Origin of the sequence: Pseudomonas sp. B21-036 (assembly GCF_024748925.1) — a bacterium.
Classification (GTDB): domain Bacteria; phylum Pseudomonadota; class Gammaproteobacteria; order Pseudomonadales; family Pseudomonadaceae; genus Aquipseudomonas; species Aquipseudomonas palmensis.
Genome location: NZ_CP087178.1, coordinates 32827 through 53752, shown reverse-complemented (window position 1 = coordinate 53752; position 20926 = coordinate 32827). Strand labels below are relative to the sequence as shown.

Genomic DNA, 20926 nt, shown 5'->3' with positions numbered 1-20926 from the left:
CCCGGTTCATTGGCTGTCGGCCTGCTTGAGCGCCAGCACATCCTTCGGCGTGACCATGTCGCCCTTGTTGTTGCCCCAGGCGTTGCGCTCGTAGGTGATCACGGCGGCGATATCCACTTCCGAGAGCTGCTTGCCGAACGCCGCCATGGCCGTGCCGGCCTTGCCGTGGAAGACGATGTTCAGGTGATCCTTGATCGGGCCGGTGGCGATCTTCGAACCCTTGAGCGCCGGGAACATCGGCGGCAGGCCCTGGCCTTCGGCCTGGTGACAGGCCACGCAGGTGGTGTGGTAGACCTTGTCGCCGCGCTCGCTGAGCTCCTGCAGGGTCCACTCCTTGCTGGTCAGCTCCTTGAGCTTGGCCGACTCGGCCTTGCGTTCGGCCAGCCAGGTGTCGTAGTCGGCCCTGGACTTGACCTCCACCACCACCGGCATGAAGCCGTGGTCCTTGCCGCACAGTTCGGTGCACTGGCCGCGGTAGATGCCCGGCTTCTCGACACGGGTCCAGGCCTCGTTGACGAAACCGGGGATGGCATCGCGCTTGACCGCGAACGCCGGCACCCACCAGGAATGGATGACGTCGGCGGCAGTCACCAGAAAGCGCACCTTGGCACCCACCGGGATCACCAGCGGCTGATCGACCTCCAGCAGGTAGTGCTCGTCCTTGGGTGCCTTGTTGTGGATCTGATCGGCGGGGGTGGCCAGGTTGCTGAAGAACTCCACGTCCTGGCCCAGGTACTTGTAGTGCCACTTCCACTGGTAGCCGGTGACCTGGATATCCACGTCCGACTCGCTGGCATCGTAGATGTCCACCAGGGTCTTGGTGGCGGGGATGGCCATGGCCACCAGGATCAGGAACGGCACCACCGTCCACATGATCTCGACCCAGGTGTGCTCATGAAAATGCGCCGGCTGCTGGCCGGTGGAGCGACGGTGCACCATCATCGACCAGAACATCGCGCCGAACACCACGATGCCGATCACCACGCAGATCCAGAAGATGGTCATGTGCAGGTCGAACACGGCGTTGCTGACTTCAGTCGCCCCCGGCGCCATATTCACGGTCCAGGCGGCGTGTGCCGGCGTGAACAGTGACCACAACAGCAGGCCCATCCAGGCATGTGGATGTCGCATCATTGCGGGTTCCCCTTATGATTCTTGTTATCCCGGAGGCAGGGCCTACGGCTAAGGGTACGGCGTCAAGACGGCGAACTTCGACGGCGAGCCCCTGCTGGACAGCAGGCGGGCCTCATCAACCAATCACTTTCAAAGCGGAGTATAGACAGCCGCCCGGACCGCGCAAAAAATCGCCGAGAGGGGGTTGATGGCCATTTGATATGCCTTACAGCGACATAAACGCACATCGTTTATGACAAATCCGTCTTAACTCTTTTTCGAACCGAGCTACCTTATGTCATCCGTGTGTTTCCCTTGTCCCTGGAGTTGTCATGAACATCGCCGCTTTGCGCGAGCAGATCACCCGTGCCCGTCAACATGAGGTCCAAACCGGCCAGTTGAAAAAGCAACTTGAAGTGCAACTGCCCCACCTGCATCCCTCGATCAACCTGCCTGAGCAAGACCCGCATGCGGCGCTTGTGGGGTTTGTCGACGCGTACATCGACCAGGTACCCGAATTGCTGGAGGCCGCCAATGCGGTGGCGCGCGAGGCGGGCATCGAGTCGCAGATCAAACCGGTACTGAAAATTGCCGAAGCCTATTTCCTGCAGCCGCCGGCGATCATGCAAGGCCAGGTCGGCCTGGGCTGCCTGCTGGATGAGGCCTACCTGGCGCACCGCCTGGTGGAGGAAGTGAACGACCTGTACATCAAGCATTTCAAGCAGCCACTGATCCCACTGGATACCACCGTGGCCAACCTGATCGCGCATCAGCTGATCGGCGAGGCATTCGCCAACCAGCTGGATGAGGTGGTGCACCACTCGGTGGACGAAATGCTCAACGACGAAAGCTTCGCGCTCGAATCGGTGGAGGCCTACCGAGACAAGCTGAGCAGCCCGGACACCGGCGCGGCGTGGAAGCGCTGGCCGTGCCTGTCGCGCCAGCTGGGCGTGGGGCTGGAGCTGGATCAGTCGGCCTGATCGGCTCGGCGGCGCAGCCTTCGCCAGCAATGCTGGCTCCTACAGGATTACACCCCGTGTAGGAGCCAGCCTTGCTGGCGAATCGTTCAGGCGCCAAGCCCTGCCGCCATGCGCGCCCGCCCCTCGGTGCGCCGCTTCAACCCGCGCGGCTCGATCACCAGCACCGATCCATTGCCCGCATTCGCCCGGCCCCAGTCCTCCAGCAGCTCGAGACACGCGTGGTCGATGTAGCTGAGCTGGGCCAGCGGTACATGCAACGTGGTACATACCGGTACGTTATCAAGCACCCGGGCGAGTGCCGGGACCTTGAGAAACGTCGCCGCACCGCTCAAGCGAAGCTCCAGGTGCCCCGGCGTATCCAGGTGGCTGACGCTGATCTTCAACCGCGCCGCCTTCAGCGCAAGCTTGAGCAAAGTAAGGGCGAAACCCAGCAGTACGCCGGTCAACAGGTCGGTGAAGATGATCGCCAGTGCGGTCGCCGCGTAGGTGAACATCGGCATGCGCCCATAGCGCCCCAACCCGCGGAACGCCTTGAAGTCCACCAGCTTGAAGCCGGTGTACACCAGTACACCTGCCAGGCTCGCCACCGGGATCTGCTGCAGCACACTGCTCAGCACCACCACGAACGCCAGCAGCCATGCCCCATGCAGAATAGCCGACAGCCGCGTCTGCGCACCGGCCTGCACGTTGGCCGAACTGCGTACGATCACCCCGGTCATCGGCAACGCCCCCAGCACGCCACAGAGCATGTTGCCCACCCCCTGGGCCGACAGTTCACGGTCGAAGTCCGAACGCTGGCCACTGTGCATGCGGTCCACCGCCGCCGCCGACAGCAGCGTCTCGGCACTGGCGATGAATGCCAGGGCGAGCGCCGCCACCAGCAGGTGCGGGTTGGCCAGTTGCAGCAGGTCGACGGGGCGCAGCCAGTCAATGGCCTCGGCCAGGTTGGCGGGCACCACCACGCGGTTCACCGGCAACGCCAGCCACAGGCTCAGCAGGGTCATCAGCGCCACCCCGAGCAAGGCCCCCGGCACGAAGCGCAGACGCTGCGGGCGCAGGCGCTCCCAGCCCCACATGATCGCGATGGTGCCCAGGCCCAACGCACCCGCCTGCCAGGCATTGCCGGGGCCTTCCGGGGTCAGCGCCTGCAGTACGGTCTGTGGGAACGCTGTCAGGTTGGCCAGCCCGGAAGGCTGCGGGCTGGCGTCGAACATCACATGCGCCTGCGACAGTACGATCAGCACGCCGATACCGGCGAGCATGCCGTACACCACCGCCGGCGCCGTGACCCGGAACCAGCAGCCCAGGCGCAGACGCCCGGCCAGCAGTTGCAGCAGGCCCGCCAGCAGCAGGATCGGCCCGAGCATGGCCAGGCCATGCTGGCGTACCAGCTCGAACACCAGCACCGCCAGGCCCGCCGCCGGGCCGCTGACCTGCAATGGCGAGCCGGCGATGAACCCCACCACCAGGCCACCGACGATGCCGGTGATCAGACCCTTGGCCGGGGGCATGCCGGAAGCGATGGCAATGCCCATGCACAGCGGCAGCGCCACCAGAAACACCACCACCGAAGCCAGCAGTTCACGCGGCAGGGCCGCTTTCAATTGCGTCATGTTCACCTTGATTCTCCCTCTATCGATCACGCCGGGCCATTCCGCTGGCCCGCACGCCGCAGTAACGCCGCCACGCGGGCAGCCGCAAGCCGCCGGCAGGCCGGCAAGGCATTCATGGAAATTCAAGGCAGCCGACTACCTGGGCTGCACGCGAACGTGCAGCCTTCAGTCACCCTGTTGCGAATGAGGTGTGGCTAGTAGCGCCCGCGCGGGGTGGCGCAGGGAATCGGCTGGCCGCTCTGCAGGGGCAGGAAGCGGTCGCTTACCGCGTCATAGGCGGTGATTTCGCTGGTTTCGATGTCGTAGATCCAGCCGTGGATGTACAACTGGCCGGCCGCCAGGCGCGAGGCGACCGAAGGGTGGGTACGCAGGTGCTGCAACTGCGCGATGACGTTTTCCTTGGTCAGCACCTGCATGCTTTCGTGTTCGTTGTGGCAATGGCAATTGTCTTCGACCACCGTGCGCGCCACCTCGGCATGCCGCAACCAGGCCTTGACCGTGGGCATCTTCTCCAGGCTCTGCGGGTTGAGCACGGCACGCATGGCCCCGCAATCGGAATGCCCGCACACGATGATGTGCTGCACGCCCAGGGCCATCACCGCGTACTCGATGGCCGTGGATACACCACCGTTCATCTGCCCGTAGGGCGGCACCACGTTACCCACATTGCGGGTCACGAACAGGTCGCCTGGGGAGCTGTGGGTAATCAGTTCGGGCACGATGCGCGAGTCGGCGCAGGTAATGAACATCGCCCGCGGCTTCTGCGCAGTGGCGAGTTTCTTGAAGAGCTCTTCCTGTTGCGGGAAGACTTCATGATGAAAATGCAAAAAGCCGTCGACGATATGCTTCAGTGCGGCATCGGCGCTTTCGGCTTGATCAGCCGGGCCGTTTTGAGAGGGGTCCTGGTCTTTCATTGTTGATCCTCTTTGACGGTTTGAAGGTAAGTCCATTTTACCGGTTCAAGATTCAGACAACGCAATGAAGCTTGGATGTCGCTCACGCTCAATAAAGCACAGTGCGGCTGCCTGGCGTTTCACGCTACGCGGAAAAACTTAACTCAAACTGAATTTGGAGGCTCTAGAACGGGCGTTCCAGAACAAAAGGGCGGGCCTCGGATACTAGCAAAAAAGCATTAATGGCAACTACCCATTAATGCATTACAGCAGCGACAACTGCCCACCGGGCGGGCAGAACGCGCTGCAATCGAGCGCATGGCCTTCACGCCGGTTCAGTCCCAGGCGGCGCATGGCCTTGTCGAAACGCTGCGCCAGCAAGTCGGCAAACACGCCTTCGCCCCGCATGCGTGCGCCAAAACGGCTGTCGTACAGCTCGCCGCCACGGCTCTGACGGATCAGGCTCAGCACATGGGTCGCACGTTGCGGGTAATGATCCTGCAGCCATTGCTCGAACAGCGGCGCCACCTCCAGCGGCAGGCGCAGCAGCATGTAGGCCGCGTGCAGTGCCCCGGCCTGCTTGGCCGCCTCCAGCAGGTGCTCCAGTTCGCTGTCGTTGATCATCGGGATCATCGGCGAACACAGCACACCTACCGGTACACCCGCCTCGCGCATCACCCGAATCGCCCGCAACCGCGCCTTGGGCGCGGCGGCACGCGGTTCCAGGGTGCGCTTGAGCTCGTCGTCGAGGGTGGTCAGGCTGATCATCACCGACACCAGGCGCTGCTGTGCCAGTTCGGCCAGCAGGTCGAGGTCGCGCAGGATCAGCGAGCCCTTGGTCACGATGGTGACCGGGTGACGGTAGCGCAGCAGCACTTCGAGCAGGCGCCGGGTCAACTGCTGTTCGCGCTCGATGGGCTGGTACGGGTCGGTGTTGGACCCCAGGTTGATCGGGGCGCACACGTAGCCTTTCTTCGACAGCTGTTGTTCCAGCACCGCCGCCGCGTTGGTCTTGGCGATCAGCTTGGTCTCGAAATCGAGCCCCGGCGACAGGTCCCAGTAGGCGTGGCTGGGGCGGGCATAGCAATAGATGCAACCATGCTCGCAACCTCGGTAGGGGTTGATCGAGCGGTCGAAGGGCAGGTCGGGCGAGGTGTTACGGGTGATGATGGTTTTGGCCGTCTCGATGCGGACTTCGGTGCCCTGGGTCAGCGGCACCTCCTGGTACCAGCCATCATCCTCGGCCACAGAGCGGGCAGGGGCGAAGCGGTTGTGCGGGTTGTGCGCGGTACCGCGGCCACGCACAGGCGCTGGAGTGAACATGGCGAGCCCCTGTACTGTTTTTATATACAGTACTGCATCGCCACCAGGACCTCCAGCACCGCTCGGCGCCCGACGTGGCTACGGGTTAAGGCCATGCCACTGCAGAAACGGCAGGGGGCTCACGTCACGCCCGCGAAACACCTTGAACCCTGCCGTGATCGAGCGCCCGGCCCCCGGGGCAACAATGGCCTCGAGCAGGGCACGCCCGGCGGCCGGGTTGAGCACGCCTTCGGCTTCGAACCGGGCGAAGGCATCGATCGCGTAGACCCGTGACCACAGGTAGCTGTAATAGCCCGCCTCGTAGCCGCTGGCCAGGTGATCGAAGGCCTGGGCCGGACGCTCGAAATCGCCCAGCGGCCAGGGCAGCACTGCGTCGAACTGTTCCACCACCTGCTGCTGCAGGCTTTGCGCAGCAGCCGGGTAGGTCTCGCCATGCAGGTGCAGGTCCAGGCGCGCCATTGCCAGGTCTCGGGCAAACGTGAGCCCTTGCTGCTGTTTCTGCTGGTCGAGAAACGCCTGCACCGTGGACTGCGGCAGTGCCTTGCCTGTCTGGTAGTGGTGGGAGATACCGGCCAGGTACTCGGCCGACCAGCACCAGCGCTCCAGCAGCTCACTGAAGAACTCGATCCCGTCCGGCCCCAGGCTGTCGATATCGGACAGGCGGTAATCGGTGGTGGCCACCAGCAGCTGGTGCAGGCAGTGACCGAACTCGTGGTACAGCTTGCGCAGGTCCAGGTGGGTCAGCAACGGTGGGGCAACCCCGTCGCCACGCTCGACTGCGCAGAACAGCGCCGCCGCGCCCTTGTGAAAACGACCCTCGGCATCCACGTGGCGGTTCCATACCCGCAGGCTCCAGGCGTAGTCCTCCTTGCCCGGGCGGGTGATCGCATCCATGTACAGGTACCCCACCAGCGCATGGCCCTGGGTTACCTCGAAGCACCGCACATCCGCATGCCAGGCCTGCAACGTGCTGGACGGCGTGATCTGCACGCCGAACAGGGTATCGGCCAGCTGCGTCATGGCCAGCACCACCTGCTCCAGCGGGAAGTAGCCACGCATTTCCTCGCCAGACAGCGCCAGCGGGTGCCGATGCGCACGCTGCGCGTAGAAGGCGATGTCCCAAGGCTGCAGGCCACCCAAGCGCGCCTGCTGGTCGAAGGCCCGCAACCGCGCGGTTTCGGCGCTACGCCAGGCGGCGCTGTGGGTGCTCAGGTCCTGCAGAAACCGCGTGACCTGTTGCGTCGATTCTGCCGTCTTGGTCTGCAGGCTGAGTTCGGCAAAGCTGGCAAACCCCAGCAGTTGCGCCTGCTCATGGCGCAGTCGTCGCAACTCCAGCAGCACCGGGCCGTTGTCGGGGCCTGCGTCCAGCTCCGACGCGCGGCCATGGTAGGCCCGATACACGGTTTCACGCAGGCTACGGTCTGTGGCCTGCTGCAGGATCGCCAGGCACGGGGCCTCTTCCAAGGTCACCAGCCAGCCCTCGAGGCCCTTGGCCTGGGCCTTGCGCGCCATGGCGGCGGTCTCCAGCGCGTCGACCCCCTGCAGGCGCCGGGCATCGGTGATCAGCAGGGTCCAGGCGCCGGTGGCGTGTGCCAGGTTGTCGAGGAACAGGTTGCGCTGGGCACTGATGCTGGTTTGCAGGTTCATCAGGCGGGCACGCTCGGTTTCACCGAGCTCGGCGCCGCTCAGGCGAAAGGCCTTGATCGACTGCTGCAGCGATATCCTGCGTTCGTGGCTGAACAGCGCACCATGGGCGCTGTCGGCCAGACGCTGATAGAGCGCCAGCAACGTGGCGTTCTGCAGCTTTGCCTGATGATAGGCCTGGCTCTTGAGCCAGCACTCGTCCACGGCGGCCTTCCAGGCCTCGCCGCGGGTGTACAGGGGCACGATCAGGCGCACGGCGTTGTTGAGGCGTGCATCCAGTGCATCGATGGCCATCACCAGGTCGTCCCAGGTGGGCAGGCCACGCTGGGCCAGGATGATGCGGGCCAGGGCGTTGTGGTTGTCGAGGATGATCTGGTCGATGCCCGCCGTCAGGTGTTCCAGGCGGATGTCGGCGTAGGCTGGCGGATCGAGGGGGGCGAGCAGGGGATTGCTGGTCATGGGCAGCTCCTTGAGTGACGGGAAGGTCCCGTCACTTTCAAGGGTTGCCGGTGCGCCAGGGGCTAACTATGTATGCCCCTGCACCAGCCACACGGCCCGCTAGGGCTTCTTCAGCTTCGGATTGGGGAAGAACTGCACCGTCTGCACCGCAGGCTGGGGCGCCTTGGCCTCGGCCTGGTTGACGCGGGTGCCCAGTTCCTTGGGCACCGACAGGCCCTGTTCGTTGAGCGTGTCGGAGAACCCGCAGGCCACGCACTCGCGGTGTGGCACGCCGTCTTCGCTCCACATCATCAGCTTGTCCGGCTCGCTGCACGCCGGGCATACGGCCCCGGCAATGAAGCGTTTCTTGGTCTTGCTCATGCCGCCAGGTCCTCGCTCAGGCCACTGTGGCGCAACAGCGCATCGATCGACGGCTCACGGCCACGGAAGTCGACGAACAGGCGCATCGGCGCCTGCGAGCCGCCACGGGCCAGAATCGCCTCGCGGAAGGCGCGACCGGTTTCGGCGTTGAGCACACCCTCTTCCTCGAAGCGCGAGAAGGCATCGGCCGACAGCACTTCAGCCCACTTGTAGCTGTAGTAACCGGCCGCGTAGCCGCCGGCGAAGATGTGCGCAAAGCTGTTGGGGAAGCGGTTGTACGCCGGCGGGCGCATCACCGAAACCTCGTCGCGCACCCCTTCGAGCACCTCCAGCACGCTGCGGCCATCGCCGTGGCTGGCGTGCAGTTCGAAGTCGAACAGCGAGAACTCCAGCTGGCGCACCATCATCAGGCCCGACTGGAAGTTCTTCGCCGCCAGCATCTTCTCCAGCAGGTCCTGCGGCAGGGCAGCGCCACTTTCGTAATGACCGGAGATCAACGCCAGGCCTTCGGGCTCCCAGCACCAGTTCTCCATGAACTGGCTCGGCAGCTCGACCGCGTCCCAGGCCACGCCATTGATGCCGGATACCCCGGCATGCTCGATGCGGGTCAGCAGGTGATGCAGGCCGTGGCCAAACTCGTGGAACAGGGTGGTGACTTCATCGTGGGTCAGCAGCGCCGGCTTGCCCGGGGCGGCCGGGGTGAAGTTGCACACCAGGTTGGCCACCGGGCTCTGCAGGCTGCCATCGGCCGTGCGGCGACGGTCGCGGGCGCCGTCCATCCAGGCACCGCCGCGCTTGTTGGCGCGGGCGTACAGGTCGAAGAAGAAGCGCCCCACGTGCTGGCCGTTTTCCTTGATCTCGAACAGGCGCACGTCCGGGTGCCAGGTATCGAAGCCTTTCACCTCGGCGATCTCGATGCCGTACAGGCGCTGCACGATGGTGAACAGGCCCGACAGCACCTTGTCGATCGGGAAGTAGGCACGCAGGGCTTCCTGCGACACGCTGTACCGCTGTTCGCGCAGCTTCTCGCCATAGAAACCGCTGTCCCAGCTCTGCAGGTCCGGGCAGCCCTGCTCGGCGGCGTAGGCCTTGAGCTGGGCCAGGTCCTGGGCGGCGAAGGGTTTGCTGCGCTTGGCCAGGTCACGCAGGAAGCTCAGCACCTGGTCGCTGGACTCGGCCATCTTGGTGGCCAGGCTCAGCTCGGCGAAGTTGGCATAACCCAGCAGCTCGGCCAGTTCCTGACGCAGGTCGAGGATCTCGCGCATCACCGGGCCGTTGTCGAACTGGCCGGCATTGGGGCCCTGGTCCGAGGCGCGGGTGCAGTAGGCCGCGTACAGTTCTTCGCGCAGGGCACGGTCGTGGGCGTAGGTCATCACGGCGTAGTAGCTGGGGAATTCCAGGCTGATCAGCCAGCCATCCAGGCCCTTGGCCTGCGCGGCGGCCGCCATCTGCGCCTTGGCCGATTCGGTCAGGCCGGCCAGTGCGGCCTCGTCGGTGACGTGCTTGGTCCAGGCCTGGGTGGCGTCGAGCAGCTGGTTGGAGAAACGGCTGCCCAGCTCCGAGAGCTTGCTCTGCACCTCGGCATATCGCTTCTGCTGGTCGGCCGGCAAGTCGATACCCGACAGGCGGAAGTCACGCAGGGCATGTTCGAGGATGGTTTTCTGCGCCACATCGAAGCCGGCAGCTTCGGGGCTGGCGATCAACGCTTCGTAGGCCTGGAACAGCTCGCGGTTCTGGCCCATTTCGGTGGCGTAGGCGCTCAGGGCCGGCAGGCAGGCCTCGTAGGCCTCGCGCAGCTCGGCGCTGTTGCATACCGCGTTGAGGTGGCTGACCGGGCTCCAGGCGGCACCCAGTCGGTCGTTGAGTTCGTCCATGGCCAGCACCAGGCCGGCCCAGGTGGGGTTCTGGCCCTGGGTTTTCAGGATCGAGGCGATGGCGCTGCGGTTGTCGGCCAGGATCTGTTCGATCGCCGGCAGCACATGCTCGGCACGGATCGCCGAGAAGGGCGGCAGGTCATAAGACTGCAGAAGCGGGTTGTTCGCACTCACGGTTAAACACCTTGGCAGAAGAAACACCGCTCCATCTTAATTACAATCGACGCTGACCGCAGCTATCAGCCTTACAGAGAGACACTATTCATGGCCATCCGCAGCTTCCAGCAACACATTCCGCGTCTCGGCGCCCGCGCCTTCGTCGACCGCAGCGCAGTGGTGCTGGGTGATGTCGAGATCGGCGAGGACAGCTCGGTATGGCCCCTGACGGTGATCCGCGGCGACATGCACCGCATCCGCATCGGCGCGCGCACCAGCGTGCAGGACGCCAGCGTGCTGCACATCACCCATGCCGGGCCGTTCAATCCCGACGGCTACCCGCTGCTGATCGGCGATGACGTGACCATTGGCCACAAGGTCATGCTGCATGGCTGCACCCTGGGCAACCGCATTCTGGTCGGCATGGGCAGCACCATCATGGACGGCGCGGTGGTCGAGGACGAGGTGATCATCGGTGCCGGCAGCCTGGTACCGCCGGGCAAGACGCTGGAGAGCGGCTTCCTGTACGTGGGCAGCCCGGTGAAGCAGGCACGGGCGCTGACCGACAAGGAACGCGCGTTCTTCCCCTACAGCGCCGCCAACTACGTGAAGCTCAAGGACCTGCACCTGGCCGAAGGCTTCGACCAGCCCGAGTGAGTTATCCACAGCCCCCTTTTTTCGAGACTGTCATGCACCAGCAAACCATTCTGTTCGACCTCGACGGTACACTCACCGACCCCCGTGAAGGCATCACGCGCTCCATCCAGTACGCCCTGGCCAAGCTGGACATCGACGAGCCGGACCTGGCCCGCCTGGAACACTTCATCGGCCCGCCCTTGCTGCAGGCATTCATGCAGTTCTACGGCTTCGACGAGGCCAAGGCATGGCAGGCGGTGAACTTCTACCGTGAGCGCTTCAAGGTCACCGGGTTGTACGAGAACCGCGTGTTCGAAGGCGTGAGCGAGCTGCTCGAAGGGCTGCAGGCGCAGGGGCGCACGCTGTACATCGCCACCTCCAAGCCCTGGGAGTTCGCCCGCGAGATTGCCCGGCACTTCGATTTTGCCCGGCATTTCAAGGTCATCTACGGCAGCGAGCTGGACGGTACGCGCACCAACAAGGTGGAGCTGATTGCGCACCTGCTGGCCGAAGAAAACCTGGACCCGGCGCAGACGCTGATGATCGGCGACCGCAAGCACGACCTGATCGGCGCGCGCAGCAACGGGCTGGAAGCAGTGGCGGTGGGCTACGGGTTTGGCAGCCGCGAGGAATTGACCGCAGAGCAGCCGGCGTATCATTTCGACACGCTGGGCGAGCTGCATCGGGCCTTCATGCGGTCCTGAAGGCCTTTTCGCCGGCAATGCCGGCTCCTACAGGGGGTGCGAAGCGTTGTAGGAGCCGGCCTTGCCGGCGGAGCTTTCCAGGGCCTGCTGGCGCTGCTCGAACGGCAACCGCCCCCAGGCCTCGACCCGCTGGTAGAACACCGCCCAATCTCCGCCAACCTCCCGGAACAACGCTGCAAACGCAGGCACCCACTGATCATACAGCCCGAACGGCAGCAGCTTGGCGTTGTTGATCGGCGCGTTGATCCACGCGTCATAGCGCTTGTCGCCCTGCCACCTTGTATCGCGCAGCACCCGGTACTCGCTGCGCAGGCGCTCGAACTCGGCCTGCTTGCCCGCGCGCATCGCTGCCTCGTCCAGCGGCTGTGCATACAATGTCTTGAGCCGCTCGCGGCTGGCCAGCACCAGCCCCACGAACTCGTCACGCTGGCGCGCTCCACCCTGCGGCAAGGGCGCCAGCCCGCGGGCCGCGCGCCACTGGCGCGAACCTTCCTGCTCCACAAAGGTGGCAAACGACTCGTTGAACGCAGTGTCGTCCTTCACGTACACGCGCTGGTGCGCAAGTTCGTGGAAGATCACCGTGGCCAGGCGCTCGTCGCCCCAGCCCAGCATCGAATTGAGAATCGGGTCGTCGAACCAGCCCAGGGTCGAATAGGCCTCCACCCCGCCCACATACACATCCTGCCCCTGTGCCTTCTGCAACGCCGCCGCCCCGCGCGCCGCACCCTGACTGTAGTAGCCGCGATAGGCCACGCAACCGGCGATGGGGAAGCAGTAGGTATGCGGTTCCAGCGAAAACTCCGGGGTGGCGAACACGTTCCACACCACGAACGGGCGCCCGATATCGGCGTACACCCGGTAGCTGCGGTTGTCCGGCAGCTTAAGGTGGCTGCTGGCAAAAGCGCGTGCCTGCTGCGCTTTCGCCAGGTGCTGGCGCAGGGCAGGGGGGGTGGCCGGGTCGGCCACCAGCACCGCCACCGGCTCGCGCGCGCGCAGCAGCTGCCATTGCCCGCTGGCCAGCTGGCTGTAGTAGCCAAGGCTGGTGCAACCGTTGAGCAGCCCGATCAGCAGCACGGGAACCAACCCGAGGAAAACGCGGTCGAGTGCCCCGGGGCTTGAGCGCAACCAGAAAAAAATTCGAACCATGTGCAGGGATGTCTCGCTCAAGTGCTCATCGGCCCAAGACTATCCTGCCTGCCCGGAGTTTTGCCATGCGTACGATGCTTGCCGCCAGCGCTGTGCTGGCCCTGACCGGCTGCGCCGGCCTGCCCGCCGCCGATCCGAACCAGGCCTGGGTCGACCTCCAGCCCGCTGCCGACGACACCCTGCACGCGCTGGAGGTGGACGAGCGCAGCTGGGCCGACACCCGCTACTTCGAAGTCACGCCGGGCAGTCACGAGTTGACGGTGCGCTATCAGTTCGCGGTAGCGCCCGGCAATATCGGGCCGGTGGACGAACCGCTGTGGCGCGATTGCCAGCTGAACGTGAAATTCAAGGATTTCAATGCCGGCCAGCGCTATCAGTTGCAGGCCGGCAGCATCGGCTTCAGGCCCTGGGCCAAGCTCTACGACGAGCAGCGCAAACTGGTCGGCACCGGTTTGCCTGCCGGATGCCAGCGTACCTGAACAGACTAATGGCGCTATGCTTGTAGCTTGTAGCCCGCCAGCGGAGATTGCCATGCGCCAGCCCATGATGCTGCTTGCCATCAGTACCTTGGGGGCCTGTGCCAGTCCCCTGCCACCGGTCGACAGCAAGCAGGCCTGGATCGACCTGTATACCGTCACGCCGGGCAAGGTGCTCATGGCCGACCGCCTGGATGGTCAGCGCCTGAACGACGGCCGTTTCTTCCAGGTCACGCCGGGCAAACACGAACTGGTGGTGCGCTTTGATTTCGAGGTGTATTCAGGCGGTTTCAGCACCGACCCCACCGAACGCACCTGCTACCTGAAGATTCGCTACGACGACTTCCAGGCCGGCCAGCGCTACCGCATCGAAGCCCGCGCCCCGGCCATGCAGCCCAGTGCCTATCTGTACGACGCGCAGCGCAAGCTGGTCGCCGAAGAACAGAACGACATCTTCTGCATCCCGTGACGGCTAGCGATCGTTTTTCTGGTAGATGATCTTCTTGGTGCCGTTCTCACAGCTGCCCACCACCATGTTCTGGTCATGGACTTCATCGTTGGTCACGATTTCCAGGGTGTAGGAAGAGACATTGTTGGCCTGGATCTTGGCTTCGATCTCGGCCTTGAGCTCGGCGCAGTCCTTGGGCGCGGCCAGCGCACTGGTGGCCAGCAACGAGGTCAGCACAGCGAATGCAATACGAGTCATCAGAACAGCTCCTTGTGGCGGCAGACCATCTGCCGACAGCCATTTGACCACAAGAAGCCGTGCGTCGTTCTGATCTGCGCCGGCGTCAGTCCACCAGGGTGGCGTCCAGGCTGATCCGGGCCTTGAGCACCTTGGATACCGGACATCCCGCCTTGGCCTTGTTGGCCAGCTCCTCGAATTTCGCCTTGTCGGCACCGGGCACCTTGGCCTTGAGGATCAGGTGCACGGCGGTGATGGCAAAACCATCGGGCTGCTTGTCCAGGGTCACTTCGGCGATGGTGTCGATACGCTCGGCGGTCAGGCCGGCTTCGCCGAGGATCATCGAAAAGGCCATGGAGAAGCAGCCTGCATGGGCAGCGCCGATCAGTTCTTCAGGGTTGGTACCAGGCTGGCCTTCGAACCGGGTGTTGAAGCCATAGGGGTTGGCCTTCAAGGCGCCACTCTCGGTGGAGAGCTGGCCCTTGCCGGTTTTCAGGTCGCCTTGCCAGATTGCCGATGCTGTCTTTTTTATCGAACTCATAAAGCCTCCTGAGTGCCTGAGAGCGCGGGGGATCGCGCCTGGCGTTCAATTCAGAGGGCGTCACCACGGGCAAGTTCAGCCCGATTGCAGGGGCAGGCATTGAATACCTGTGATCTGCCCATACAGAGTCAGAAAGGTCGCGGCATGCTGTCGGCCTAACCATTCAGGAGGCGTACACGCCATGACGCGACTCGCGGACATCAAATACTCCACCCTCGACCTGGTACCGGTACGCCAGGACAGCGGCCCGGCCCAGTCGCTGCGCAACTCGCTGGACCTGGCGCAACACGTGGAGAAATTCGGCTACAACCGCTTCTGGGTGGCCGAGCACCACAACATGGACGGCATTGCCAGCTCCGCCACCTCGGTGCTGCTGGGGTACCTGGCCGGTGGCACCTCGACGATCCGCGTGGGTGCAGGCGGGGTGATGCTGCCCAACCACGCGCCGCTGGTGATTGCCGAGCAGTTCGGCACCCTGGCCAGCCTGTACCCGGGCCGTATCGACCTGGGCCTGGGACGTGCGCCGGGCTCCGACCAGATGACCGCCCGCGCCCTGCGCCGCGAGCGCTCGGGCAGCGCCGACGACTTCCCGGACGATGTAGAGGAACTGGTGCGCTACCTGGGCCCGCGCACGCCCGACCAGAAAGTGATTGCCGTGCCGGGGTATGGCACCGAGGTGCCGATCTGGCTGTTGGGCTCGAGCCTGTTCAGTGCACAGCTGGCGGGGATGCGCGGCTTGCCGTATGCGTTTGCCTCGCACTTTGCGCCGCGCATGATGCATGAAGCGATCCGCGTGTACCGCAACCACTTCAAGCCCTCGACAGTGCTCGACAAGCCCTACGTGATGTTGGGTGTACCGCTGGTGGCGGCCGATACCGACGAGCAGGCCGAGTACCTGGCCACCTCGGTGTATCAGCGAATTCTGGCGTTGATGCGTGGGCAGAGCCTGGTGCAGCGCCCGCCCGTCGATAGCATGGACGGCCTGTGGCAGCCCCATGAGCGGGAGGCAGTGGGAAGTTTCCTGGGCCTGGCGATGGTGGGCGGGCCAGAGAAGATCCGCGCCAAACTGGACGTGCTGCTGGAGCAGACCGGTGCTGATGAGCTGATCTTTACCTGCGACCTGTACGAGCATGCGGACCGGATCCGGTCCTACGAGATTCTGTCGCAGATCATCAAGGGCAACTGAAGTCCCTTTTGCCAGCAAGGCTGGCTCCTACGTAGGAGCCAGCCTTGCTGGCGAAAGACTCACCGATCAGCCGCGCTTGTACACGATGTCCTTGGTACCGCCTTCACACGACCCCACCACCTTGCCATCGGTCGCAGCGCCCTTGTCGACGATCTCCAGCGAATAGTGCGGTACGCCATTGGCGTCGATCTTCGCGGCAATCTCGCTCTTCAATTCTTCACACGGCTTGCCCGCCGCCAGCGCAGTCCCGGCCAGGGTCATCAAGCCAAACGCCAATACCAGCTTCTTCATCGATCGCATTCCTTGTTCAGATCAAAAAGGGTTCAGGGCCAGCCGGCCGCCATCAGCTGTTGGCGATACGGAAGCCCACCTTGATGGTTACCTGAAAATGCGCCGCCTTGCCATCCTTGATATGGCCCCGGGTCTCGGTCACTTCGAACCACTCCAGGTGCTTGATGCTCTTGGCCGCTTCGGCCAGGGCATTGTTGATCGCGTCCTCGATGCTGCTGGGCGAGGAGCCGACCAGTTCGACCTTCTTGTACGTGTGGTGATCAGACATGACTACTCTCCATCAATGGTGTGCATTGAGCCTAGCAGCGCCAGGCAGGTTTACCTGTGTGGGTAAAAACCTGGCAAAAGTTCGATTGCTCTGCACTTTCGCGGCACTGCGCAGTCCCATTCTTCACATGCCACTCAAACCCTGAAGGAGAGCCACCATGGCCAATAGCTCGCTACGTAAAGCCTCGTTGCAAAGCATGGAAGCGGAAATCGAAAGTCTCCTCAAATCCCTGGAAAACCTCAAAGACGATGCTTCGGACGAGTCGCGCAAGACCTTGAAGAGCCTCAAGGGCAATGCCGAAAATGCCCTGCGTCACTCGCGCAGCCTGCTCACCGATGCCTATGAAGAGGTCAAGACCAAGACCCGCGAAACCGGCATCGCCACCCGTGACTATGCCCAGCAACACCCCTGGACCACCGCCGGCGTGGCCGTGGGCGCACTGGGCCTGCTGGCCGCCTACCTGCTGTGCAAGCGCGGCGACTAAAGCGCCTGACGCCCCAGTTCGGCGCGCAACCAGTGCGCCAGCTGCTCGGCGCGCCCGTCCGCGGCGCGCCGGGGCACCCACAGGGCCAATGACGCCCGCGTAGGACCAAAGCCCCACGGTGCCGCCAGCCTGCCGGCACGCAGGTCATCGGCCACCAGCGGCTGCGGGGCGATCGCCACCCCCAGGCCGGCCACAGCTGCCTCCAGCAAGTAATACAGATGCTCGAAACCTTGCCCGTAGCGCATTGCCTGCGGGTCGATGTGCTGTTGGCGGGCCCAGTCGGGCCAGGCCTGGGGCCGTGAGGTGGTGTGTAGCAGGGTTTCCCCCAGCAAGGCGCTGGCTGGCGCCTGACGCAGGCGGTCGAACCCTGGAAAGTGCGGGCTGAGCACCGGCCCGATGCATTCCTGTGCCAGCACGTGCACCTGCATGTCGGCCGGCCACGGCGGCTCGGCGAATACCAGCAGCGCATCCAGCCCCGGCCGGCGCGGGTCCAGGTCGCCTTCGCCCGCCGACAGGTGCAGACGCAGCTCCGGCAGGTCGGCCTGCAGGCGCCCAAGGCGCGGAATGAACCAGCGCGCCAGCAGGCTGCCTGAACAACCCAGCACGAACGGTGCGTCGGCGCGGTCCTGGCCCAGCTCGGCGCACACGCTGCGCAGGCGCTCGAAGGCGTCGCTGCTGGCGTCGCGCAGGCGCACACCGGCATCTGTGAGTTTAATGCCGCGCCCTTCCTTGACGAACAGGCTCACGCCCAGGTGCTCTTCGAGCACCTTCAACTGCCGGCTCACCGCACCGTGGGTCACGTGCAGTTGCTCGGCAGCCTGGCTGACGCTGTTGAGCCGGGCGGTGGCTTCAAAGGCCCGAAGGGCATTGAGCGGGGGCAGTTCTCTGGCCATTGACGTGTGAGTTTTCCTGACAGGTTGTGGCGATCTTATCGGTTTTCAGCGGCGCGTGTCGTGGGTAGAGTAGGCCCATTGCGACCTCATACCCACGCCCTGGAGCGACCCATGACCCAGACCAACTTCCGCAGCGGCCCCGATGCCAACGGCCTGTTTGGCGCATTCGGTGGCCGCTACGTGGCCGAAACCCTGATGCCGCTGGTGCTCGACCTGGCCCGTGAATACGAAGCGGCCAAGGCCGACCCCGAGTTCAACGAGCAACTGGCGTACTTCCAGCGCGACTACATCGGCCGTCCTAACCCGCTGTACTTCGCCGAGCGCCTCACCGAACACTGCGGCGGGGCGAAGATCTTCTTCAAGCGCGAAGAGCTCAACCACACCGGCGCGCACAAGGTGAACAACTGCATCGGCCAGGTGCTGCTGGCCAAGCGCATGGGCAAGAAGCGCCTGATCGCCGAAACCGGCGCCGGCATGCACGGTGTGGCCACCGCCACCGTGGCCGCACGTTTCGGCCTGCCCTGCGTGATCTACATGGGCGCCACCGACATCGAGCGCCAGCAGGCCAACGTGTTCCGCATGAAGCTGCTGGGCGCCGAGATCGTGCCGGTCACCGCCGGCACCGGCACCCTCAAGGACGCCATGAACGAAGCGCTGCGCGACTGGGTGACCAACGTCGACGACACCTTCTACCTGATCGGCACCGTGGCCGGCCCGCACCCGTACCCGGCGATGGTGCGCGACTTCCAGTCGATCATCGGCAAGGAAACCCGCGAGCAGCTGCAGGCCAAGGAAGGACGCCTGCCCGACAGCCTGATCGCCTGCGTGGGTGGTGGCTCCAACGCCATGGGCCTGTTCCATGACTTCCTCGATGACGCCAGTGTGCAGATCATCGGCGTCGAGGCCGGCGGCCACGGGGTCGACACCGACAAGCACGCAGCGAGCCTCAACGGCGGCGTGCCCGGCGTGCTGCACGGCAACCGCACCTACCTGCTGCAGGACGCCGATGGCCAGATCACCGACGCCCACTCGATTTCCGCCGGCCTGGACTACCCCGGCATCGGCCCGGAGCACGCCTACCTGCACGAAGTGAAGCGCGTCGAGTACGTGAGCATCACCGACGACGAGGCGCTGGATGCGTTCCACGCTACCTGCCGCCTTGAAGGCATCATCCCGGCGCTGGAAACCTCCCACGCGCTGGCCGAAGCCATCAAGCGTGCGCCCACCCTGCCCAGGGACCACCTGATGGTGGTGTGCCTTTCGGGGCGTGGCGACAAGGACATGCAAACCGTAATGAGCCATATGGCCGCGCAGGAGAAGCAGGCATGAGCCGTCTTGAACAACGTTTTGCCGACCTCAAGCGCGAGGGCCGCGCTGCCCTGGTGACCTTCGTGACCGCCGGTGACCCGGGCTACGACGCTTCGCTGGCGATCCTCAAGGGCCTGCCGGCTGCGGGTGCCGACGTGATCGAGCTGGGCATGCCGTTCACCGACCCGATGGCCGACGGCGTGGCCATCCAGCTGGCCACCCTGCGTGCGCTGGAGGCCGGGCAGACCCTAGCCAAAACCCTGCAGATGGTGCGCGAGTTCCGCACCGGCAATGCCACCACGCCGATCGTGCTGATGGGTTACTACAACCCGATCCACCGCTTCGGCGTGGAGAAGTTCGTGGCCGAGGCCAGGGATGCGGGCGTGGACGGCCTGATCATCGTCGACCTGCCGCCGGAGCACGACGCCGAGCTGGCCACCCCGGCCCAGGCCGCGGGCATCGACTTTATCCGCCTGACCACCCCGACCACCGATGACGCGCGCCTGCCACGCGTGCTGGAGCGCAGTTCGGGCTTTGTGTACTACGTGTCGGTAGCCGGCGTGACCGGCGCAGGCTCGGCGACCAGCGATCAGGTAAGCGGCGCCATCGAGCGCCTGCGCCGCCACACCGACCTGCCGATCAGCGTGGGCTTCGGCATTCGCACGCCTGAACAGGCGGCAGCCATTGCGCGGCTGGCCGATGGTGTGGTCGTGGGTTCGGCGCTGGTGGACAAGGTGGCCAACGCCAGTACGGGCGAGCAGGCGGTAAGCGATGTGCTGGCGCTGTGTTCGGCGCTGGCCGAAGGTGTGCGCGGCGCGCGCAAAGGCTGATACCGCGTCGCCTCTTTCGCCGGCAAGGCCGGCTCCTACAGACACCGCAGTCCTGTAGGAGCCGGCCTTGCCGGCGAAAGCCTCACCGCCGCTTCAGGCCCCTTCGAACATCGAAAGATCCAGCGGCCGCACGGCCCCCATCCAGATCGCATGGTCCCGATGATCGGCCAGCTCATCGCCGGTCAGCGGATGCAGAAATACCACCAGCCCCTTGCGGTACAACGCCAGCCACGGCAGCACCACGCCCACCATCTCCGGCCCGAATGCCAGCTGGCAGCTCCAGTCCGGGTGCGGCCCCACCGGTTTCTGATGCATGCGCCCCATGCTCACGCCAAACAGCGTGGCGGCTTCCTCGCACAGCGCCCGCGCCTGCTCCATCGTACCGGCGTCGTAATACACATGGGCGTGATACCCCTTTATCCGTTGCACGCTGCCTCCTGAATTCGACCGAACCCCCAGGTGCTCCCGCAGGTCCAAAGGCCATCAGGATACCCCCGGAGCGCTATCGTGAAAAACGCCGAAACACCTGTCTTCAAACTGATCCTGCTCGGCGGCCAGTGCACCCTGGGTGATGCGCTGGTAAGCGAACTGCTGCAGCGCCAGCACGAGGTGACCCTGATCCTCGACGACCTCAACCAGCCCCAGGCCCGCCCCGGCCTGCACGTCAAGAACGGCGGCCTGGCCAGCGCAGACCAGGCCGAACAGAGCATCGCCGGCGGCTCGGCCGTGGTGTGCCTGCTCGACGGCCTGGCGCCCGGCGACTTCTCGCGGCAGGGGCTGATGACCCAGGCCCTGCTCGCGGGCATGGCCCGCACGCCCCTGCGTCGCATCGTGCTGGTGGGCCAGTTTGGCGGCGGCGCGGCGCCGCTGGCGGAGTTGTTGCAGGCCGGTGGCCTGCGCTGGACGTTGGTCAACACGCCACTGAGCGAGCACCCGGACAGCCTGGCAGGCATCGCTGCGGGCATTGCCGACCTGCTGGACCTGAACCTGCATGTTGGCGAACAGGTGAATTTCATCGAGGCCCCCTGACTTGCACCGGGCCGCCATAGCCTGCACCCTGAGC

General features: G+C 64.8%; 24 protein-coding genes. 10 read left to right on the top strand and 14 right to left on the bottom strand.

Annotated elements, in window-relative coordinates; translation table 11 throughout:
* Nucleotides 1-6 precede the first annotated feature (6 nt).
* Complete coding sequence (gene coxB, locus LOY33_RS00260; RefSeq protein ID WP_043862277.1) at nt 7-1134, bottom strand: cytochrome c oxidase subunit II; 1128 nt, start codon at nt 1132-1134, stop codon at nt 7-9.
* 311 nt (nt 1135-1445) lie between these two features.
* Here coxB and LOY33_RS00255 point away from each other — a divergent pair, with 311 nt between their 5' ends.
* Nucleotides 1446-2093, top strand: a complete 648-nt coding sequence (locus LOY33_RS00255; protein ID WP_054916034.1) for a hypothetical protein — start codon at nt 1446-1448, stop codon at nt 2091-2093.
* Nucleotides 2094-2179: 86 nt separating this feature from the next.
* On the opposite strand, the gene LOY33_RS00250 is transcribed toward LOY33_RS00255, so the two are convergent.
* The 6 genes from LOY33_RS00250 to prlC all read right to left on the bottom strand — a co-directional run bounded on the left by LOY33_RS00250 (nt 2180) and on the right by prlC (nt 10433).
* The gene (locus tag LOY33_RS00250; RefSeq protein ID WP_258660608.1) at nt 2180-3706 is read right to left on the bottom strand and encodes a SulP family inorganic anion transporter; all 1527 of its coding nucleotides are present in this window, start codon (nt 3704-3706) and stop codon (nt 2180-2182) included.
* Nucleotides 3707-3900: 194 nt separating this feature from the next.
* Nucleotides 3901-4620: a carbonic anhydrase gene (locus tag LOY33_RS00245; protein ID WP_043862274.1), complete on the bottom strand. Its 720-nt coding sequence runs from the start codon at nt 4618-4620 to the stop codon at nt 3901-3903.
* Between the two features lie 243 nt (nt 4621-4863).
* Complete coding sequence (locus LOY33_RS00240; protein WP_043862273.1) at nt 4864-5922, bottom strand: PA0069 family radical SAM protein; 1059 nt, start codon at nt 5920-5922, stop codon at nt 4864-4866.
* Between the two features lie 78 nt (nt 5923-6000).
* The gene (locus tag LOY33_RS00235) at nt 6001-8025 is read right to left on the bottom strand and encodes a M3 family metallopeptidase (RefSeq protein WP_258660606.1); all 2025 of its coding nucleotides are present in this window, start codon (nt 8023-8025) and stop codon (nt 6001-6003) included.
* Between the two features lie 99 nt (nt 8026-8124).
* Nucleotides 8125-8385: a YheV family putative zinc ribbon protein gene (locus tag LOY33_RS00230; RefSeq protein ID WP_043862271.1), complete on the bottom strand. Its 261-nt coding sequence runs from the start codon at nt 8383-8385 to the stop codon at nt 8125-8127.
* Entirely contained in the window at nt 8382-10433 is a 2052-nt protein-coding gene (prlC, locus tag LOY33_RS00225) for an oligopeptidase A (RefSeq protein WP_043862270.1), read from the bottom strand. The genes LOY33_RS00230 and prlC overlap by 4 nt, the downstream gene beginning before the upstream one ends.
* Before the next feature lie 90 nt (nt 10434-10523).
* Here prlC and LOY33_RS00220 point away from each other — a divergent pair, with 90 nt between their 5' ends.
* Together LOY33_RS00220 and LOY33_RS00215 are read left to right on the top strand one after the other, a co-directional pair.
* Nucleotides 10524-11072, top strand: coding sequence for a gamma carbonic anhydrase family protein (locus LOY33_RS00220; RefSeq protein ID WP_043862269.1), 549 nt, complete (start codon nt 10524-10526; stop codon nt 11070-11072).
* Nucleotides 11073-11104: 32 nt separating this feature from the next.
* Nucleotides 11105-11755, top strand: a complete 651-nt coding sequence (locus LOY33_RS00215; protein ID WP_054916038.1) for an HAD family hydrolase — start codon at nt 11105-11107, stop codon at nt 11753-11755.
* A 27-nt stretch (nt 11756-11782) separates the two neighbouring features.
* Here LOY33_RS00215 and LOY33_RS00210 read toward each other — a convergent pair whose 3' ends face one another.
* The gene (locus LOY33_RS00210) at nt 11783-12901 is read right to left on the bottom strand and encodes an aminopeptidase (protein WP_258660603.1); all 1119 of its coding nucleotides are present in this window, start codon (nt 12899-12901) and stop codon (nt 11783-11785) included.
* 65 nt (nt 12902-12966) lie between these two features.
* Here LOY33_RS00210 and LOY33_RS00205 point away from each other — a divergent pair, with 65 nt between their 5' ends.
* Nucleotides 12967-13380: a hypothetical protein gene (locus LOY33_RS00205; protein ID WP_054916040.1), complete on the top strand. Its 414-nt coding sequence runs from the start codon at nt 12967-12969 to the stop codon at nt 13378-13380.
* Between the two features lie 52 nt (nt 13381-13432).
* The gene (locus LOY33_RS00200; RefSeq protein WP_043862265.1) at nt 13433-13846 is read left to right on the top strand and encodes a hypothetical protein; all 414 of its coding nucleotides are present in this window, start codon (nt 13433-13435) and stop codon (nt 13844-13846) included.
* A gap of 3 nt (nt 13847-13849) precedes the next feature.
* Here LOY33_RS00200 and LOY33_RS00195 read toward each other — a convergent pair whose 3' ends face one another.
* On the bottom strand, nt 13850-14083 hold the full coding sequence (locus LOY33_RS00195) for a DUF1161 domain-containing protein (RefSeq protein ID WP_043862264.1): 234 nt from the start codon (nt 14081-14083) through the stop codon (nt 13850-13852).
* Between the two features lie 85 nt (nt 14084-14168).
* Nucleotides 14169-14603, bottom strand: coding sequence for an OsmC family protein (locus tag LOY33_RS00190; RefSeq protein WP_258660602.1), 435 nt, complete (start codon nt 14601-14603; stop codon nt 14169-14171).
* A gap of 181 nt (nt 14604-14784) precedes the next feature.
* Here LOY33_RS00190 and LOY33_RS00185 point away from each other — a divergent pair, with 181 nt between their 5' ends.
* Nucleotides 14785-15789, top strand: coding sequence for an LLM class flavin-dependent oxidoreductase (locus LOY33_RS00185; protein ID WP_210014018.1), 1005 nt, complete (start codon nt 14785-14787; stop codon nt 15787-15789).
* Between the two features lie 66 nt (nt 15790-15855).
* Here the strand turns inward: LOY33_RS00185 and LOY33_RS00180 are convergent, their stop codons facing one another.
* The gene (locus tag LOY33_RS00180) at nt 15856-16080 is read right to left on the bottom strand and encodes a DUF1161 domain-containing protein (RefSeq protein WP_043862262.1); all 225 of its coding nucleotides are present in this window, start codon (nt 16078-16080) and stop codon (nt 15856-15858) included.
* 52 nt (nt 16081-16132) lie between these two features.
* Entirely contained in the window at nt 16133-16348 is a 216-nt protein-coding gene (locus LOY33_RS00175) for a dodecin (RefSeq protein ID WP_043862261.1), read from the bottom strand.
* Between the two features lie 157 nt (nt 16349-16505).
* Here LOY33_RS00175 and LOY33_RS00170 point away from each other — a divergent pair, with 157 nt between their 5' ends.
* On the top strand, nt 16506-16832 hold the full coding sequence (locus LOY33_RS00170) for a YqjD family protein (protein WP_043862260.1): 327 nt from the start codon (nt 16506-16508) through the stop codon (nt 16830-16832).
* On the opposite strand, the gene LOY33_RS00165 is transcribed toward LOY33_RS00170, so the two are convergent.
* Nucleotides 16829-17725: a LysR family transcriptional regulator gene (locus tag LOY33_RS00165; RefSeq protein WP_043862259.1), complete on the bottom strand. Its 897-nt coding sequence runs from the start codon at nt 17723-17725 to the stop codon at nt 16829-16831. The two genes, LOY33_RS00170 and LOY33_RS00165, sit on opposite strands and share 4 nt — an antisense overlap.
* A 111-nt stretch (nt 17726-17836) precedes the next feature.
* Here LOY33_RS00165 and trpB point away from each other — a divergent pair, with 111 nt between their 5' ends.
* Nucleotides 17837-19054: a tryptophan synthase subunit beta gene (gene trpB, locus LOY33_RS00160; protein WP_043862258.1), complete on the top strand. Its 1218-nt coding sequence runs from the start codon at nt 17837-17839 to the stop codon at nt 19052-19054.
* Nucleotides 19051-19863: a tryptophan synthase subunit alpha gene (gene trpA, locus LOY33_RS00155; protein ID WP_043862257.1), complete on the top strand. Its 813-nt coding sequence runs from the start codon at nt 19051-19053 to the stop codon at nt 19861-19863. The genes trpB and trpA overlap by 4 nt, the downstream gene beginning before the upstream one ends.
* Before the next feature lie 93 nt (nt 19864-19956).
* On the opposite strand, the gene LOY33_RS00150 is transcribed toward trpA, so the two are convergent.
* On the bottom strand, nt 19957-20292 hold the full coding sequence (locus tag LOY33_RS00150) for a DOPA 4,5-dioxygenase family protein (RefSeq protein ID WP_043862256.1): 336 nt from the start codon (nt 20290-20292) through the stop codon (nt 19957-19959).
* Between the two features lie 78 nt (nt 20293-20370).
* Between LOY33_RS00150 and LOY33_RS00145 the strand changes: the two genes are divergently transcribed.
* The gene (locus LOY33_RS00145) at nt 20371-20892 is read left to right on the top strand and encodes an NAD(P)H-binding protein (RefSeq protein ID WP_058541986.1); all 522 of its coding nucleotides are present in this window, start codon (nt 20371-20373) and stop codon (nt 20890-20892) included.
* Nucleotides 20893-20926: the final 34 nt, after the last annotated feature.